The organism is Sphingobacterium ginsenosidimutans (assembly GCF_039536865.1).
Taxonomy (GTDB): domain Bacteria; phylum Bacteroidota; class Bacteroidia; order Sphingobacteriales; family Sphingobacteriaceae; genus Sphingobacterium; species Sphingobacterium detergens.
Window position 1 is genome coordinate 164,696 of the sequence record NZ_BAAAZK010000009.1, and the last position, 19,063, is coordinate 183,758.

Annotated in this window: 12 protein-coding genes; 5 read left to right on the top strand and 7 right to left on the bottom strand. The window is 40.5% G+C overall.

Annotation, left to right across the window (positions count from 1 at the left end):
* Positions 1–133 precede the first annotated feature (133 nt).
* A complete protein-coding gene (locus tag ABFX33_RS24095; RefSeq protein WP_346088737.1) occupies positions 134–2,770 on the bottom strand; it encodes a valine--tRNA ligase in 2,637 nt (878 codons plus the stop codon).
* 348 nt (positions 2,771–3,118) lie between these two features.
* On the opposite strand from ABFX33_RS24095, the gene ABFX33_RS24100 reads away from it, so the two are divergent.
* Together ABFX33_RS24100 and ABFX33_RS24105 are read left to right on the top strand one after the other, a co-directional pair.
* Positions 3,119–5,002: an LTA synthase family protein gene (locus ABFX33_RS24100; protein ID WP_346088739.1), complete on the top strand. Its 1,884-nt coding sequence runs from the start codon at positions 3,119–3,121 to the stop codon at positions 5,000–5,002.
* Positions 5,003–5,006: 4 nt separating this feature from the next.
* A complete protein-coding gene (locus tag ABFX33_RS24105; RefSeq protein ID WP_346088741.1) occupies positions 5,007–6,932 on the top strand; it encodes an LTA synthase family protein in 1,926 nt (641 codons plus the stop codon).
* 6 nt (positions 6,933–6,938) lie between these two features.
* On the opposite strand, the gene ABFX33_RS24110 is transcribed toward ABFX33_RS24105, so the two are convergent.
* The 4 genes from ABFX33_RS24110 to ABFX33_RS24125 form a co-directional block, all read right to left on the bottom strand.
* Positions 6,939–8,015, bottom strand: a complete 1,077-nt coding sequence (locus ABFX33_RS24110; RefSeq protein ID WP_346088742.1) for a hypothetical protein — start codon at positions 8,013–8,015, stop codon at positions 6,939–6,941.
* A 330-nt stretch (positions 8,016–8,345) separates the two neighbouring features.
* A complete protein-coding gene (odhB, locus tag ABFX33_RS24115; RefSeq protein WP_346088744.1) occupies positions 8,346–9,590 on the bottom strand; it encodes a 2-oxoglutarate dehydrogenase complex dihydrolipoyllysine-residue succinyltransferase in 1,245 nt (414 codons plus the stop codon).
* Between the two features lie 63 nt (positions 9,591–9,653).
* Entirely contained in the window at positions 9,654–12,395 is a 2,742-nt protein-coding gene (locus ABFX33_RS24120; RefSeq protein ID WP_346088745.1) for a 2-oxoglutarate dehydrogenase E1 component, read from the bottom strand.
* A 181-nt stretch (positions 12,396–12,576) separates the two neighbouring features.
* Positions 12,577–13,833, bottom strand: coding sequence for a deoxyribodipyrimidine photo-lyase (locus tag ABFX33_RS24125; protein ID WP_346088746.1), 1,257 nt, complete (start codon positions 13,831–13,833; stop codon positions 12,577–12,579).
* A gap of 484 nt (positions 13,834–14,317) precedes the next feature.
* Here ABFX33_RS24125 and ABFX33_RS24130 point away from each other — a divergent pair, with 484 nt between their 5' ends.
* The 3 genes from ABFX33_RS24130 (at position 14,318) to ABFX33_RS24140 (ending at position 17,642) form a co-directional block, all read left to right on the top strand.
* Positions 14,318–15,187: a hypothetical protein gene (locus ABFX33_RS24130; protein ID WP_346088747.1), complete on the top strand. Its 870-nt coding sequence runs from the start codon at positions 14,318–14,320 to the stop codon at positions 15,185–15,187.
* Between the two features lie 207 nt (positions 15,188–15,394).
* Positions 15,395–17,233, top strand: a complete 1,839-nt coding sequence (locus ABFX33_RS24135) for a UbiD family decarboxylase (RefSeq protein WP_346088749.1) — start codon at positions 15,395–15,397, stop codon at positions 17,231–17,233.
* A 73-nt stretch (positions 17,234–17,306) separates the two neighbouring features.
* Positions 17,307–17,642, top strand: coding sequence for a HopJ type III effector protein (locus ABFX33_RS24140; RefSeq protein ID WP_346088751.1), 336 nt, complete (start codon positions 17,307–17,309; stop codon positions 17,640–17,642).
* A 143-nt stretch (positions 17,643–17,785) separates the two neighbouring features.
* Here the strand turns inward: ABFX33_RS24140 and ABFX33_RS24145 are convergent, their stop codons facing one another.
* Positions 17,786–18,247 (bottom strand): VOC family protein, encoded by a 462-nt coding sequence (locus ABFX33_RS24145; protein WP_223580950.1) that lies wholly within the window; start codon positions 18,245–18,247, stop codon positions 17,786–17,788.
* Positions 18,248–18,471: 224 nt separating this feature from the next.
* A complete protein-coding gene (locus ABFX33_RS24150) occupies positions 18,472–19,047 on the bottom strand; it encodes a Crp/Fnr family transcriptional regulator (RefSeq protein ID WP_120262120.1) in 576 nt (191 codons plus the stop codon).
* Between the last annotated feature and the right edge of the window lie 16 nt (positions 19,048–19,063).

Consider the following 19,063-nt stretch of genomic DNA (forward strand, 5'->3'; position numbering starts at 1 on the left):
CCCCCAAAGTAAAAACGAACTCTGAGCTGTTTGGATAGGAATAGGATGAGAAATACGATTAGGCGTAAAGAAAATAGGGGCCATCCGATTTTCTTTTTGGACGGCCCCTATAGGGAAATATTGTCTATATGTTTTAAGCTAAAGTGGCCAAGCTATCTTGAAGAATCTTGATTTTAGCTTCTGCATCAGCTTTCTTGCTTTTTTCGTTTTCAACGATTTCCGGTTTTGCATTTTGTACAAAACGTTCGTTCGAAAGTTTTTTGTCTACAGACACCAAGAATCCTTTCAGGTAGTCCAGTTCTTTTTCAATACGTTCGCGTTCTGCATCTACATCAATATTGTTTTCCAAGAGTACATAACATTCATCCTTACCCGCCAAGAAACTTGTTGCACCAGCTACTTTTTCTGTCACAAATGTCACGGCTTCTAGGTTGGCAATTTTCGTGATGATCGCAATATACTGTGCCAGATCAATGTCAGACTGTTGGTTGATTGCCAAAGGTAATGCTACTTTTGGTGAGATACCTTTCGAATTGCGGATATTACGAACTTCGGAAATGATCTGTTGTGCTACAGCAAAATCTTTGATAATATGCTCATCAAATGCACTAACTTTTGGAAATTCAGCGACAATGATACAGTCTTTTTCCTCTTTTGTGCCGAACAACTCATCATGCCACAGTTCTTCCGTTAGGAAAGGCATAAAAGGGTGTACCAAAGTCAATATACGTTGGAAGAAGGATTTTACCATTTCCAAAGTTTCCGAAGCAATAGGTGAGCCATAAGCTGGTTTCACCAGTTCAAGGTACCAGGCACAGAAGTCATCCCATACCAATTTATAAGTTGTCATCAAGGCATCTGATAAACGGTAATGCTTGAAGTTTTCTTCAATTTCAGTTAATGCTTGATTGAATCGAGAATCAAACCATGCAGCGGAGATTTTGTCTGCTGCTGAAGCTGGAGCATCGATAACCTCTAAGCCTTTTACCAGACGGAAGGCATTCCAGATTTTATTGGCAAAATTACGGCCCTGTACACAAAGCTCAACGTCAAAAGGTAAGTCATTTCCTGCAGGAGCTGTCAATAACATGCCCATGCGCGTTGCATCAGCACCATATTCGTTCATCAAATCAATAGGATCAGGTGAATTACCCAGAGATTTTGACATCTTGCGCCCTAATTTATCGCGTACAATACCTGTAAAATAAACATTTTCAAAAGGTAGCTGTCCACGGAATTCATAACCCGATACAATCATGCGTGCTACCCAGAAGAAAATAATATCGGGTGCAGTGACTAGATCCTGCGTTGGGTAATAATACTTGATCTCTTCATTTTCAGGCTCATTGATACCGTTGAATACAGAAATTGGCCATAACCAAGCTGAAAACCAAGTGTCAAGCACATCTTCGTCCTGACGCAAATCCGCAAGCGTTAGACCCGCATTGCCCGATTTTTGCTGTGCCAGTGAAAGTGCTTCTTCGGCAGTCTGTGCAACGACAAAATCATCGTTACCATCACCATAGAAGTAAGCAGGTATTTGATGCCCCCACCACAATTGTCTTGAAATGTTCCAATCTGTTACATTTTCCATCCAGTTGCGGTAGATATTTTTGAACTTTGTCGGATGGAATTTAATGGTGTCATCCATGACATTATCCAGTGCAGGTTTTCCGAGGTCTTCCATTTTCAGGAACCATTGGTTAGAGATCTTAGGCTCAATAACAGCACCAGTTCTTTCAGATGTTCCGACATTATTGGTGTAGTTTTCTACTTTTTCCAATAATCCTTTTTCTTCCAGTTCTTTTTCGATCTCTTTACGTACTTTGAAGCGATCCATACCAGCATAATGTAAGCCGTTGTCGTTTAATTTCGCTTCATCGGTAAAGATGTCCACAAACTCCAGATCATGCTTTTTACCTAGTTCGTAGTCATTGATATCGTGCGCTGGAGTTACTTTAAGACAGCCGGTACCAAACTCAAGATCCACATATTCATCTTCAATGATATTCACTTTACGTCCGACGATTGGTACAATCACTTGTTTTCCTTTTAACCAGGTGTAGCGTTCGTCGTTTGGATTGATACATACTGCTGTATCACCAAAGATCGTTTCAGGACGGGTTGTGGCAACGACAATATATTTGTCCGTTCCTTCAACCTGATATTTCAGATGGTATAATTTACCGTTCTTTTCCTTGTAGACCACTTCTTCGTCAGAGATATTGGTTTTGGCTTCTGGATCCCAGTTAACCATGCGGTAACCACGATAGATTAACCCTTTATTGTAAAGGTCAACAAATACGCGAATCACCGATTGATACAATTCAGGATCCATGGTAAAACGGGTACGATCCCAATCACAGGAAGCGCCTAGTTTTTCCAGTTGCTTTAAGATAATACCACCGTACTTTTCTTTCCATTCCCAAGCATGCTTTAAAAAATCCTCACGGGATAAGGATCTTTTGTCAATGCCTTGCTCCTTTAACATAGCGACGACCTTAGCTTCAGTGGCAATGGAGGCGTGATCTGTCCCCGGTACCCAACAAGCGTTTTTACCTTGCATACGTGCGCGGCGAATCAAAACGTCTTGAATCGTATTGTTCAGCATATGACCCATGTGCAATACGCCAGTGACATTCGGTGGCGGCATTACAATCGTATAAGGTTCACGTTCGTCAGGAGTAGACCGGAAAAATCCGTTCGCTTTCCAATAGCTGTACCATTTTTCTTCAGCTTCTTTTGGATTGTAAGTTTTCGCTATGCTCATTTTAAATTCTATATTCAATTTTTTAAGGAATACAAAAGTAAGGAATTCTATGTTATTTTCCTTGTTATCATTGATCTTGTTATTGATTGTAGATCAAGGACGAGGAACTAAAGATGAAAAGGGCAAGCATTAGAGATGAAAGATCGAAGACAATGTCTAAAGAGGCAAAAATTAAAAAGTCGGAACCATCCGAATAAGCCGAAGGCTTGTACAAGCAGAATCTCACTACTCACTACTCAATACTCAACCCTTAACACTTTTTTAATCTTTTCTTCATATTACTAGTCGATTAGCCTAGTTTTAATGTAAATTAATGTAAATTTGCCTGTTTTATTTTTACACGAAGGGATGCAACGATTTGCGAACGAACTTAGAGCGTTAACACAATATTTTTTGTTTTGGCTAATTATCTGTTTTATAGATAGATTTATTTTTATTTCAGCTTTTTTTGAGAAAATAGGAACAGCCAATTTTACGGAGATTTTTAGAATCTATTTTCATGGATTAAGCCTCGATTTTTCAGCCGTATCCTATATATGTGCTATTCCATTTGTTGTTTATTGCATACTAAGCTTTTTCCCAAAGGTTCAGCCAAAACGCATCATCCTTGATATTTACACAATTGTTGTACTGGTTTTATTTTTTGTGACGAGTTTTATCAATGTTAATATCTATCGAGAATGGGGGGATAAAATATCAAAACGAGCTATAGATGCTTTCCTGGCATCACCATCCGGTGCGGTAGCTTCTGCAGAGTCTACACCTGTTTTTCTTCCGATCCTCGGGATGTTGGTGGGGATATTTTGTGGGTATTTTCTCTACCGTTGGATGTTCAAAAAAGTGTATTTTTTTAATGTTAAATCACCGATTGGCAACTTTTTAAAATTGGCCGTCGGCGTTTTTGTTCTCTTTACCTTTATCCGTGGGGGCTATGGCCGCGCAACACTAAACCCTAGTAAAGCTTATTATTCTGAGGTTACCTTTTATAATCATGCGGCTGTGAATACACAATGGTCGCTTTTGCGCGACTTTTTTACCAAGAGCACAAAACTGAAAAGCCCTTATGATTTCTACGGCTCAGACCAACAAGTTATTCAGGAGCAGTTGAAGCCTGCCTTCCAAAGTCAACCTGATTCTGCGGTCGAAGTTTTATCTACGACACGCCCCAATGTCGTTATCATCATGCTGGAAAGTTTTGTCGGTGACCTCATCCAGTCTTTGGGAGGAGAGAAGGGCATAACGCCACATATGGAAGAATTGATCAAAGGTGGAATTTTATTTGATCACATCTATTCTGCCGCCGATCGTTCGGATAAGGGGATGGTTGCTATACTCAGTGGATTTCCGGCACAGGGACCAGAAAGTATTATTAAATATATCGACAAGCACGAAAATATGCCTGCTATTGGGCAGGAATTTGACCATGCAGGTTATGAAACTTCTTTTTATCATGGTGGACAAAGTGAGTTTTATAATTTCAAGTCCTATATGTTGACACATGGTATTTCCAGAGTGGTTGATAACGCTAATTTTGGTTTGGATGCCGAGCGGGCTTCCTGGGGAGTCTACGATCATGTGGTGTTCAACCAGATGATTCATGATTTTAACAAGGAGAAACAGCCTTTTTTCTCAACGATATTTACATTGATCAATCACGAACCATTTGAATTAAAGCACGGTTATAAATTTGGTAGTACCAACAATGCCGATAAGTTCAGAAGCACAGCGAATTATACGGACTCGGCTGTTTTCGATTTTATTGGTAAAGCCAAGAAAGAAGCCTGGTACAAAAATACCCTTTTTGTGATAGTTGCGGATCATGGCCATCGCTTGCCATCGGAAAAATGGGAGCTTTTCCATCCAAATAGATTCCATATCCCATTGATCTTTTTCGGTGATGTTATCAAACCGGAATACCGGGGTAAGATCTTCAATCGGATCGGAAACCAAACGGATTTAGCCACGACGCTGTTGACGCAGTTGAAACTTCCGACCAATAGATATCACTGGAGTCGGGATTTATTTAATCCGACGACACCACAGATCGCTTTCTATAATTCCAAAGATGCCTTTGGAGCAGTTACACCTGAACAGTCGGTATCTTTTGATAATGTTGGCCGTATCATCAATTATAGATCCAATAAAGAATATCCTGCTGCCAAAACCGATAGTATATTGAATATTGCCAAAGCGTATTATCAGCAGGTTTATCGTGAATTTCTAAAATATTAACCGGATGAAGTTAAGAGGAATATTAGCACCCTATTTTGCAGTCGCCATTCGCTTTGCCTTTCTTTTAATCGTTTACGCCCTGCTTAGATGGGGGTTTTACCTACTTAATGCCTCATTATTTCCTAATGTAAATGCAGGGAAACTGTTTGTGATGTTTGGTGGAGGTGTGCGTTTTGATACTGTTGCTTTGCTCTATCTAAATATTCTTTACATTGTTATGCAGACGGTCCCCGGATCATTCATAACTAATCCAATCTATCAACGGATTTCCAAATGGATCTTTGTCGTAGTCAATTCACTAGGGATCGCCTTGAATCTGATTGACTATGCCTATTACCCGTTTACACTAAAACGGACCACCGGTACGGTATTGAGCCAGTTTTCAAATGAGTCCAACTTGTTTAAATTGGCATTTGACTTTTGTCTTGATTACTGGTATCTCCTGCTGGTATTTGCACTGCTCGTTTATGGCTTATCGAAATCGTATCAATTGATCCAACTGGAAAGACCAAAACGTTATTCCTGGAAATCTTTCCTTGTTCAGGTTCCTTTCTTTTTATTGACGGCTTTTCTTTTTATAGGTGGCGTTCGTGGCGGCTGGGCACACAGTACCCGTCCGATTACATTGAGCAATGCCGGTGACTATGTGGACACCCCCGAAGAAATGAATATTGTACTGAATACGCCATTTAGTATATTGAAAACCTTAAAAGCTGTTAGTCTCAAGCCGGTGAACTATTATCCAGAGCAAGAGTTGAGCAAGTTGTATGATCCAATCCATTTTCCACAAACGGACAAACCCTTCAATAAAAAGAATGTTGTTGTCTTGATTTTGGAAAGCTTCGCGAAGGAACATTTTGGTGAACTGAATAAAGATATTCAAGGTGGGAAATATAAAGGTTATACTCCTTTTTTAGATTCTTTGATTCGCAACGGCTATACCTTTACAGATACCTATGCGAATGGTCGCAAATCCATCGACGCTTTGCCTTCGGTGATTACAGGTATCCCTTCCATTGGCGAACCCTTTGTGCTTTCGGTGTATTCGGGTAATGAAACCACTAGCTTGGCTAAACTCCTGGGGAAAAAAGGGTATGAAACAGCATTTTTCCACGGAGCGCCGAATGGAAGTATGGGTTTTTCCGCCTATATGAAGTTAGCCGGAATTCAACATTATTTTGGTAAAAACGAATATAACAATGATCGGGATTTTGATGGTATCTGGGGGATCTGGGATGAACCTTTTCTACAGTTTACTGCGAATAAAATCAATACGTTAAAACAACCGTTTTTTGCGAGCTTCTTTTCGCTGTCCTCACACCATCCCTTTAAGGTGCCAGAGAAGTATCAAGGAAAATTTCCGAAAGGACCGCTACCGGTACAGGAACCTATTGGTTATACTGACAATGCACTTCGCGAGTTTTTTGCCACAGCATCTAAAATGCCCTGGTTCAACAATACCTTATTTGTGATCTGTGCTGATCATGCAACTGTAAGTTACCTTCCCGAGTACCAGACCACAGCCGGGGGCTTCCAGATCCCGATTATATTTTATGCGCCGGGCGATGGCTTGGTCGGCAAGGCCGATAAACTGGTCCAACAGATCGATATTATGCCAACGGTATTAAATTACCTTCATTATGACGAACCTTATTTTGCCTTTGGATCGGATGCATTTAAGCCGGGAAGGGACAATTTTGTGCTGAACAATAATGCAGGAAGCTATAATTTTTACTACAAAGACTATATGATGTCTTACGATGGTCTTAAACCATTATCTCTTTATAATATGAAGCAAGATCGCTTGATGAAACAGGACTTGATAAAACAACATCCAGCTGTCCTGGATACGATGGAAACCAAGATGAAAGCTTTTATTCAACAATATAACAATCGGATGATTGAAAATAAGCTGACCTATAAAAAATAGGTCAGCTTATTTCGGTTGCTGTTTTTGAAATTTGATCCGGATGCTTCTATCGATGACAAAAAGAACCAGATCATAAATGATATAGATAAATGGCAAGGTAACAATGACCAATAGAATAAACCCCCGACTGTTATCTGCAAAAATACCATTGACCAGGTAATTTGCCAAACTGCTCCAAAACCAGCAAAAACTATAGAATGAAGCCGGTACGATCAGATTTCCAATGAGCAATGCATAACGGTACCGGCCGATTTTGTACTTTTTATAGATATACCTGATGTGTAAATAAAATAGCACTAGGGAGCTGATGAATGCGAGGAGCCCCGGACTGATCCAGAGGATGGTACTTGCTAAAAATGAGGTCTTTTCCCCAACTTCGATTTTGAAACTGTCCTGTTTTCCGACGGATTCAATGACCCAATGTACGAGTGTGTCCGTTTGCTGTTTAGGAACGCCCAAATTCTGTGCGTAAGCCTTCATCTTATCTCCCGTATGCAGGTACAGATCAATTGGGCCAAAGGAAGACCAATACTTGGAGGGGAATAAAAGGTATTCAATTTCATATTTTGTGAGGATATCCCGCCGGTCATACTTCATTAAAGCACGGTACTGAACTTTGATGCTGTTTTCACCCTTGTGAAGTTTGGCGGTAAAATAAAATCCATCATTCAGGTTAATTCGTTCCCATTCCGCTTTTCCATAGCTGATCTCATAATAACCATCTTTGAGCCGTAGGAAAGGGAATTTTGTGTTTGATGGATCCAAGGGGAGGGATTTAATCTCATTTTGGTTAACAGTCACCTTTTCTAATCCATCTAAATTGAAGGCAAGGAATACCAAAGGGAAGTCCATATTTTCCTCCGCATGGATAATATACTCGATATTGAATTGGCTCTGATAATCATAATCCAGTGTGTCTTGCACAAGCTGGATATCTATTCGCTCGCGAAGTACTTTCGCTTTACCCGAAGGAACCAGTTGTGCTGTGATGCTATGAGGACCAAAAGGATTGGCCATATTGGCTGAGAGTGCCAATGCAGCGAGCAAAAGAATAATCGTCAGACCTATTATCTTACTGTTCATAATTGTTTATTTAATGCATCTTCCATTCCGCTGGTCAAAAAAATGAACCTCGTTAGCTTATTTAATTCGCTGATAATCTATTAGCGAACAAATAACTGTAAGTGAAAGTATAAAATAAAAAGATGAAAAAAAATCTGGATTTATATTCGCAGGCAGAAATCTCACAAAAGCCATAGGAAATGGGGTAGCGGGAGGATAGCGGTTATGTCCAATTCATATTCGTCAAATTCCGAAGGAAAGGAAGTTTGGAGAAGGGGAGATAAGGTACAATAAAAAAGACCTGTACGGCAATCGTACAGGTCTTTTTTAATATTATAATTTTGGTAACAATTATACGCCCAACAATAAACGAGCTGGATCTTCTAATAATTGTTTTACACGAACCAAGAAGCTTACTGACTCACGACCGTCAATAATACGGTGATCGTAAGAAAGTGCAATGTACATCATTGGACGGATCACAACCTGACCATTCTCAGCGATAGGACGTTGGATGATGTTGTGCATACCCAAGATTGCTGATTGCGGTGCATTGATGATAGGCGTTGACATCATTGATCCAAATACACCACCGTTAGTGATTGTAAATGTACCACCTGTCATCTCGTCGATCGTTAATTTGTTATCACGAGCTTTACCCGCCAATGTAGCAATCGCTTTCTCGATTTGCTCCAATGACATCGCATCTGCGTTACGGATAATAGGAACAACCAGCCCTTTAGGTGCAGAAACTGCAATTGAAATATCTGCAAAATCAGAATACACGATTTCATTTTCTTCGATACGAGCATTCACTGCTGGCCATTCTGCCAATGCTGTAGTTACTGCTTTTGTAAAGAAAGACATGAAACCAAGACCGATACCAAATTTCTCTTTGAACGTATCTTTATATTTAGCACGTAGATCCATGATCGGCTGCATATTGACTTCGTTGAAAGTTGTCAACATGGCTGTTTCGTTTTTAACAGCTACCAAACGTTTTGCGATAGTTTTACGTAAAGAAGATAATTTCTCACGACGCTCATTTCTGGAACCAGCAACTGGTGCAGCTGTAGTTGTAGCGGCAGGAGCAGCAGGTTTCGCAGCCGGAGCTGCAGCTTTTGCAACAGGTTGAGCTTTGTCAGCATCTTCTTTTGTGATGCGGCCATCTTTACCTGTTCCTTTTATAGTTGAAGGATCAATTCCTTTTTCTCTCAAAATTTTTGCGGCAGCAGGAGAAGCTGTACCAGCAGCGTAGCTATCTGGATCTTCGTCTTTTGCAGCAGCAGCAACTGGAGCTGCATTAGATGATGCCTCAGCCGCAGGTGCAGCAGCCGGAGCTGAACCACCAGCAGGAGCTTGACCTTCTTCAATTGTACAAACGACAGCACCGATTTCTAAAGTATCACCTTCTTGTGCAATGATTCTTAAGATACCTGCTTTTTCAGCTGGTAATTCAAACGTCGCTTTGTCTGACTCCAGTTCGGCGATGTTTTCATCCATCTCCACATAATCGCCATCTTGTTTCAACCATTGTGATAAGGTTACCTCCGTGATAGATTCACCTACGGTTGGTACTTTAATTTCTAAGCTCATATATAATGTTCTTTATTGACAATTGCGTCCTATACATAAGACGCAATTGATTTTAAATTGTTTTTATTCGAATGATTTATTTAAGATCTCTGCTTGTTGAGCAACGTGTTGTTTCATATAACCTGTTGCTGTACTTCCGCTTTCTTTACGTGCTACGAAACCTGTAAATGCAATTTCAGTGCCCATCAGTTTGCGGCAGTAGTAAGACCATGCACCCATGTTCTCATTTTCCTCTTGCACCCATACAAACTCTTTGGCTTTGTTGTATTTTTTACGGATCGCTTTCAACTGCTCAGCCGGGATTGGGAACAACTGCTCGATGCGAACGATTGCTACATCCTTACGCTTGTCCGTTTCTTGTTTTTCCAATAAGTCATAATAAACTTTACCCGAACAGAACAATACACGTTTTACATCTTTTGCAGCTACATTTGCATCATCAATGACCTCTTGGAATACACCTTCTGTGAAGTCTTTCAATGGAGAAACAACTTTCGGGTGACGCAACAATGATTTCGGTGTAAAGATCACCAATGGTTTACGGAATTCGCGTACCAATTGACGACGTAACAAGTGGAAATAGTTGGCTGGTAAGGTACAGTTTGCCAAGATCATGTTCTCATCTGCACATAATTCCAAGAATCTTTCGATACGTGCCGAAGAGTGCTCAGGACCTTGCCCTTCCATACCATGTGGCAACATCATCACTAAGCCGTTTGAACGTCTCCATTTTGTTTCCGCACTCGATAGATATTGATCTACGATGATTTGAGCACCATTGTAGAAATCACCGAATTGTGCTTCCCAAATTGTTAACGAGTTTGGATTTGAAGAGGCATAACCATATTCAAAACCTAAAACAGCATATTCTGAAAGTAAGGAGTTGTAGATCGAGAATTTGTCGCCACCTTTGATATTTGCCAATGGAATATATTTCTCTTCAGAATCTTCCAATGTTAATACCGCATGACGGTGTGAGAATGTACCACGTTGTACATCTTGACCTGAGATACGAACACGGTTGCCTTGATCCAATAACGTCGCATAAGCCATTAACTCACCCATTGCCCAATCGTATGCATCATTGCTGATCATTTTTGCACGATCTTCAAACAGACGAGTAATCTTACGGAAGAATTTTTTGTCCGAAGGTAAAGTTGTGATCTCTTTCGCCAATTTCAAGAAAAGATCTTTTGCAACTTTAGTTTTATCCGTAGTTGTCGATACTTCTCCTTTTTTCGCCGGACGTAATCCTTCCCAGGCACCTTTAAACATCGGAAGATCTTCAGTCAATACTTCAATAGTTTTCGCTTCTTCAAGTTTCGTCTGCAATTCCGCCTTAAATTCTTTTTCTATATTTTTTGAATAGGCTTCATCAATACTTCCTTCGGAGATTAATTTTTTAGCGTATACTTCTTTTGGATTCGGATGTTTTTCAATGATTTTGTACAACAAAGGTTGTGTGAACTTAGGTTCATCAGCCTCATTGTGACCAAATCTTCTGTAACATAATAAGTCGATAAATACGTCTGTTTTGTATTTTTGACGGTATTCAACAGCCAAATTAATCGCATAAACTACTGCTTCTGCATCATCTCCATTGACATGGAATACAGGTGAAGAAGTAATTTTTGCAACATCTGTACAATATGTTCCAGAACGTGCATCTTTATAGTTTGTTGTAAATCCGATTTGGTTATTGATAACGATATGTACTGTACCGCCAGTTTTGTAACCATCTAGTTTGGACATTTGAGTTACCTCGTATACCACGCCCTGACCAGCAATTGCAGCATCACCATGGATAATGATCGGTGCAATTTTCGATGAATCACCATCGTATTTGAAGTCGATTTTAGAACGTACCATACCTTCTACAATTGGATCTACTGTTTCCAAATGGGAAGGGTTTGGCGCTAAACTCAAGTGAACCGATTTGCCATCGTTAGTTTTTACTTCTGAAGAGAAACCCAAATGGTATTTTACGTCACCACCGAAGTTTACCTCAGGATCGTCTGCATAGGTTTTACCCTCAAATTCCGAGAAGATGGATTTGTAAGATTTACCCATGATATTGGTCAATACGTTCAAACGACCACGGTGAGCCATACCGATTACAAACTCTTGGATGCCAATTTCTGAACCTTTTTCGATAACCGAGTCCAATGCAGGGATTAAGCTTTCTGCACCTTCCAAAGAGAAACGTTTTTGACCTAAAAATTTAGTGCCCAAAAAGTTTTCAAATACAACAGCATCGTTCAGTTTGTTCAGGATTCTCTTTTTTGTATCCAAAGAGAATTTTGGCATATTGCGGTCCGCTTCCATGCGGTCCTGCAACCACTTTATCTTTTCTGGATTACGGATATATTTGAATTCTGCACCAATAGAACGGCAATAGGTATCTTCAACCAGTTGACGGATATCTTTTAATGTTGCTGGACCTAAGCCAACTTCAACACCAGCATTGAAAACGGTGTTCATGTCTGCCTCAGCAAGACCAAACGTTTCCAATTCCTTTCCAGGGTAGTACTTACGTCTTTCGCGAACAGGGTTAGTGTGCGTGAAGAGGTGGCCACGGTCACGGTAACCGTTGATCATGTTCAGCACATTGATTTCTTTCAATACGTGCTCAGGAGTTGCCTCGCCTACTGAACTTGTTGTTCCACCAGCATTTTGACCGAAATCAAAACCTTCAAAGAATTTTTGCCATCCGAAATCTACCGATTGGGGATCTTGCTTGTACGATTGATATAAGCCATCGACATAAGCCGAATCAGCATTACTCAAATATGTCAGATTGTCCATTTACAATTAAAACTATGAAATTTGTCAAAGTTATGAATAAAAAAAGAGTTTCTAATACTGAAATTGAATAATTTAATCAATAAATCTATCCAATTCTTAACATTTTTAGCATGATTTAAAAGTGCCCCACAGGGCCCTACAAATTTCTTTTGTTTTGAAATTATCTATTTCTGCCGAAGATTTATTTAGCAAATAATTCATCCAATTTTGGAAGACCGTTTGGGAAGTTGGTTTTGATCAATTTCTGCCAATCCAAAGCCTTGTTATCTTTTTCACTCGTGCCTACACCAGCGACATGGGACCATTGTCCGTATACGGTGGCTGGAGAATAATCCAAAAGCTGTTCTTCAAACCAAGATGCTCCCTTTAACCAATTGACCTGATATTCATGGACCAAGTAACTGGCGGCGATCAATCCCGCCTGATAGGGGATATAACCCGTCTTTTTCAATTGTATCATGGTACTATTGATAAAATCATGCGCTGTCTGACCGGATTTCCATTTTTCGAATAGCTCCTCATTCATCGTTAACGCCGGAATATCTGCTGTAGTACTGTTTTTTGTACCCAGCGATTTGAAAAATACATTAGGATATTTTTTGAGCATAAAACGGAAATAATCCCGCCAAAGTAAGATATCTATTATTTTTTCAAATCGTTTGTCTTTTTTTCCTTCCCCTAATTTTTTTATGTTGTTGTAAAGAAGGATCGGGGATAAAGCTCCAGCAGCGATAAAAGGACCCAATATGACAGGATCCTGCTCCGTTTCCGGATAAGTGGACAAGACCGAATGCATAATACTCAATGCCGTATCCTCTCCGCCCAATATATAGATGTCATCAACAGATTTTATCTCCTCGTCTGAATAACCTAAGTCCTTCAATGTGGGGATCTTGGTGTCCTCAAGATGTGGGGGAGTCAGGAAATTTGAGGGAAAAGGAATCGGTTGGCGCACTGAACTCTCACGTTCTACCTTTTTCTTGAAAACGGAAAATCCATTTGGAATATCTTTGATCGGAAAAGGGAGATCTTCTTTATGGTAAAGTGTATGTCCAATAAAATGACGGAGGTTGATTTTGCTGTTCCAGAGTTCACTCTCTACTTTTTCGGAAATAGAGGTCTCGCGCAGTGCAACTTCCCGATGATGATAGACTTCATTAACCTGATATTTTTGGGCAATACGCGGGATAATATCCTCAGGCTTGCCAATATAGGTCAGTAGGTCACTTCCATGGCTTTTTAATTTTTCTTTTAAGGCAGTGACAGCTTCGATCACAAATGCTGCGCGCAGCACACCTGTATTTAAATTGCCAAACTGATTGCGGTCAAAATAACGGGGATCAAAACAATAGACAGGAATGATGAAGGAACTCTTCTCAGAGGCTTGATAAAATACCTCATTGTCATGAAGTCTTAAATCATTTCTAAACCAGATCATTGTAGCCCTTTTGTCCATAGAGGTGAAGATAAATACTTTTTAGTGCAGCCTATTTTCAGAAGATTTACAAATATATAAGGATATTGTGTTTGTGAAAATATTTAGGCGTGAATTGACATAAAAAGGACAAAGAATAGGTTTTAGACCACCCCCTATCTTATGCTCCAACATATAGACCACTGTCTTGTTGATCGACTTGACGGCAGGTGCTCAAATAGAAAAATAAAAATAGTGTTAAACTTATTTGATGTTTCTCTGTTCTAAAATTAGAGAATTATGATATTAGTTAGTCAACGTATTTGAGGAGAAAAACTAGCATGGGCTTTTGCAATCTATAGGACAGTTAAAATGAGATCCAGCCGATCGTTTGGTTACTCATTAAAACCAAAGGTAGTCTCATGCTTACCATAAAAATAATAATAAAAAAGGCTGCAACTAGCACATTTATACCATTGAAAGCGAGTGCTCAGAAATAATTATAAGAATGAAAAAGGTGTTAATTAGTGGGCTAAATACCTATTTGGGACGACGGGCGTCATGCTATTTACAAACGAAGGATTTTGATGTTACAGGTTTGGTGCGCAACTTGTCCATTTTTAATAAAATTGTGAAGGAGAAAGTAACCGCAAGACTTTTTGAACTTGATTTGTTGCGGAAGGGACCAGCTTATGATAATTTTCAGATCAGTAACGTGAACTTCGGAATTTATTTTACGCAGGTTCCGACCTTGGATAACGATATACAGCTTCAGCTGGAACTGCTAGGTCTTCGTAATTTTGTTGAAATCTGTAGGCGGGCGGGCAATAACCGGGTGATCTATGTGGCCCGGCTGATGGATGAGCATTTTTTAGAACCTGTTCGGAATCTATTGGAAGCTTTGCGCGTACAGTACACCATTGTGGTTAAAAGTAGCGTTATCGGTAAGGAAAGTGTGCTGAACCGAATTTTTAGCAAACTTGCTAAACGGCAGACGATATTCTATTGGAACTGGGTCGCTTCACTGAAATTTCATCCCTTGCCCTTATTGGATGTCTACCGTTGGCTTCGGGAAATGCCCTGGGAAGGTAACTTTATATCTGAGGTGATTTACCTTGGCGGACATGAAGAGGTGACCTTTAGGAATTTATTTTATCAATTTCTCAATTATACTTCCGATACACAAAAGCGCGAGATCGGCGTGAATAAATTTTTTGCGAAACTATTGCTGAGCAGGTTCAACGATATCAATAAGGAAGATATCGATGAATTTAGACGAGTGCTCTATTATGAAAAAAATGTGGACAATTCAACTTGGCAGAAGGTCCAGTCCTTTGAATTCACGCCACTGAAAGCCTATGTCAGTATGGATACCTGAGTTTTTCTGAATGGTCTAACGACGAACGAAAACCTGCTGCATGCTTGCTTTTGATGCTTGTCGCTATAAGGTTTTTTGGTTTGTGAGTTTATGCTTTTTATATAAAGCATTTGTAGTTCCCATGGAGATAAACAGGGGTGAATAATTATTTACTTCTAAATTATTCTGTTAAATTTGTGGATTAACGCGTTGATACAGATTTAATATATGGGATACAACAGTCTAGCAGCATGTGTTGCGGATCTTGAAAAACATGGTCATTTAATCCGGATTAAAGAGGAAGTCGATCCTTACCTCGAAATGGCTGCAATTCATATGCGGGTATTTGATGTTGAGGGACCAGCATTGTATTTTGAAAATATCAAAGGTTCGGAATTTCCGGCTGTATCCAATCTCTTTGGTACATTGGACCGTTCGAAGTTTATGTTTCGTGATTCGTTGGATCATCTTAAAAAGTTGGTGGATGTCAAGATGAACCCGGGTGCTGTGTTAAAAAATCCATTTCAATATATAGGCTCATCCATGACTGCGCTAGGCGCCTTGCCTTGGAAAAAGAAGTCGGGCGCTCCAATCCTGCACGGTAAAACAAGCATCAGTAAGCTTCCTCAAATTGTTAACTGGCCAATGGATGGCGGTGCTTTTGTCACCATGCCGCAGGTCTATACGGAAGATGTAAATAAGCCGGGGATCATGCATGCCAACCTGGGGATGTATCGGATTCAGCTTTCAGGCAACGATTATATTCCGGACCGGGAAATAGGATTGCACTACCAACTGCACCGCGGAATCGGTATTCATCAGACAAAGGCCAATGAACTTGGTGTGCCGCTTAAGGTAAGTATTTTTGTGGGTGGCCCACCGGCGCATCCTCTGTCTGCAGTCATGCCGCTGCCAGAAGGTCTTTCTGAAATGATCTTCGCTGGTGCTTTAGGCAATAGACGGTTCCGTTATTTTTACGACGACGAAGGTTTTTGTATTTCAGCGGATGCGGATTTTGTGATTACAGGTACCGTTTATCCCAATGAGAATAAATCGGAGGGGCCTTTTGGGGATCATATAGGCTATTATAGTCTTACCCATCCTTTCCCCTTGATGAAGGTGCATAATGTATACCATAAGAAGGATCCGATCTGGTCATTTACAGTGGTAGGGCGACCACCGCAGGAAGATACTAGCTTTGGAGCGCTTATTCACGAAATCACAGGGGCAGCAATTCCTCAGGAAATCTCCGGCCTGCATGCCGTCAATGCGGTGGACGCGGCAGGAGTGCATCCCTTATTGTTTGCGATAGGATCAGAGCGTTATACTCCTTATCAACGTGTGGACCGTCCACAGGAGATTTTAACCATTGCCAATCAGATTCTTGGAAAAAACCAACTGAGCTTGGCCAAATATCTTTTTATTTCGGCATATGAGGATAATCCCAAATTGGATATCTATGATATTCCAGCTTTTTTTGGACATATTCTGGAACGGATTGATCCTGCGCGGGATCTTCATTTTCAAACAAATACGACCATAGATACCTTGGATTATTCGGGCGATGGATTAAATGCGGGTTCGAAGGTCGTATTTGCAGCTGCGGGAACAAAGAAAAGGGAACTTGCACGGGAGCTACCTGCAAATTTTGATCTGCCAAGGCCTTTCAACCAAGCGAAGCTGGTGATGCCGGGTGTATTGGCAATTGATGGACAAGCCTTCACAACCTATGCAGATGGGGCTGCGGTGATTCAGGAATGGTGCCGCACAGCCGAAGGATTGGCATGGGAAGGTTTTCCGCTGCTGGTATTGTGCGACGATGCCAGTTTTACAGCAGAGACAGTGAATAACTTTGTCTGGACAACCTTTACACGGAGTAACCCAGCATTTGATATCTATGGAATCAAGAGCTTTACTGCCTTCAAACATTGGGGCTGTGAAGGACCCATTATTATTGATGCCCGAACGAAGCCGCATCATGCACCGGCATTGATTAAAGATGAAGCGGTTGAAAAACGGGTTGATCTACTGGGGGCAAAAGGTGGCTCCCTCCATGGAATTATTTAGAAATTCGACAGGAAGGGCTATATACAAAGAACTTTAATAAACAACTAGCATAAAGCATATACAATTTAATCTGATGAAAACAGAAGAATTATTAGCGAAGTCAAAGGGAAGCCAGCTTCAGTTTCAGGAAGTTTTGGATCATATCGCAGAACAGTATACCTATAGTCCGGCGTCATTTCAAAATGGAAACCTTAAAAACTCCACAACGGAAAATCAGGGAAGTGCGAAAGTATTGTATTTCGCTAAACTGAATAATCTTTCAGCGGCAGATACCCTGCTTTTGTTTGCTGAGCATTATCAGAATGTATTGGATAACCCCGCAGGTGAGGGGCATCAAAATATCCGCCAGTTTATGGCAAATGGCTGGGATGGGGTTGTTTTTGAGGCGGATGTACTGACTGACAAATAAGTCGGGGATGTGATCTTTCATTTGAGTCAAATATAAGCCAACTGCCATTGCAGGATCTGTACACGATCCGATCAATATATAGGGGCCTCGAAAGAAGCCCCTATTTTTGTAAACTAATTTATAGTACAGCGCACCTGTCTATATTAACCTTTGCTTTCGCAATCTTCGTCTTTACTGCCACCAAAATAGACCATCCAGCAGATGCCAAACTGATCCTGGAATGAGCTGTAGAGTTCGGCAAAAAATGTTTCTCCCAAGGGCATTTCCACTACTTTTGCATTGGCACTTAACGCCGTATGTAAGGTTTTTGCTTCCTCAGCATTGTCACACATTAACATCACATAAGTATTATTGCCCTGTACGTACTGCTGACCGAAAGCTGGGACGACATCTGCGCCCATAAGCATGCTCTCGCCATTGATGGAAATGGCTGTATGACAGATTTTGTTTTTGGCCTCATCTGGAATTGCTGGCATTTGTGGATCTGCGGGGATGTCACCATAACGCATGTATCCCGGATTTTTGGTTTGAAAAACCTTCTCATAAAATGTGAAAGCCTCTTCACAGTTACCATCGAAATTTAAATAAGCGTGTAATTTTGCCATGATTTCTAATTTTTGAATATATTGATTATCTCTTGATGCGTATCTTTTTGCGTTGATACTGCTAAAGATCCGCGTTATACCTTATCTTCTCAAATTTTCTTCCAATGAGCAGTAACCAGGAGGACTGTCTTTGGACCTGAAGATAAAATTAGGCTGAAGTTTTGATAAAAATCTTGCCCTAAGGCAAGATTTGAAAAATGGACCTTCGCTGACAAGAAAAATCTTTAATTGCCGTGAACAATTTCCTTTCGGATACGGCTCAGTGAGGTATCTGTGATGCCGAGATAAGAGGCGATATGTTTTAAAGGAGCCTGCTGGATCAGGATTGGTTTTTCTTTGATCAGACGCAGGTATCGGCTGGTCGCGGGTTCGGTGATCATGGCAATAGCTCTGTTTTTGCTGTGTACCAGTTCTGCTGCCATCCATGAACGTCCCCATTCCCGAAATTCAGGAATACGATGGAATAGTTCCTGATGATCTTCAAATCGTATTTTCCAAAGCTTGGTATCTGTAAGCGCCTGAATATTTTCCACTGTGGGCGTACGCTGGAAAAAAGATGCAACTTCGATAACCACATCGTTGTCACTGCAAAAGCCGATCGTGACCTCGTTGCCTTCGTAGTCGTGCAAAAAAGATCGTGTAAGGCCATATTCTATTAAATAGTAGGCATTTGAAACCTGTCCCTTGTGTAGTATAAAATCACCTTTTTTTATCGTAATGGCTTGGTGTTTCTCTTTTATGGAATTCAGCTCATCAGGCGTAATTGCGAGATCACTGTAAAAAGTTCCTATTAGATCCATGTCTTTGGTTTATTTG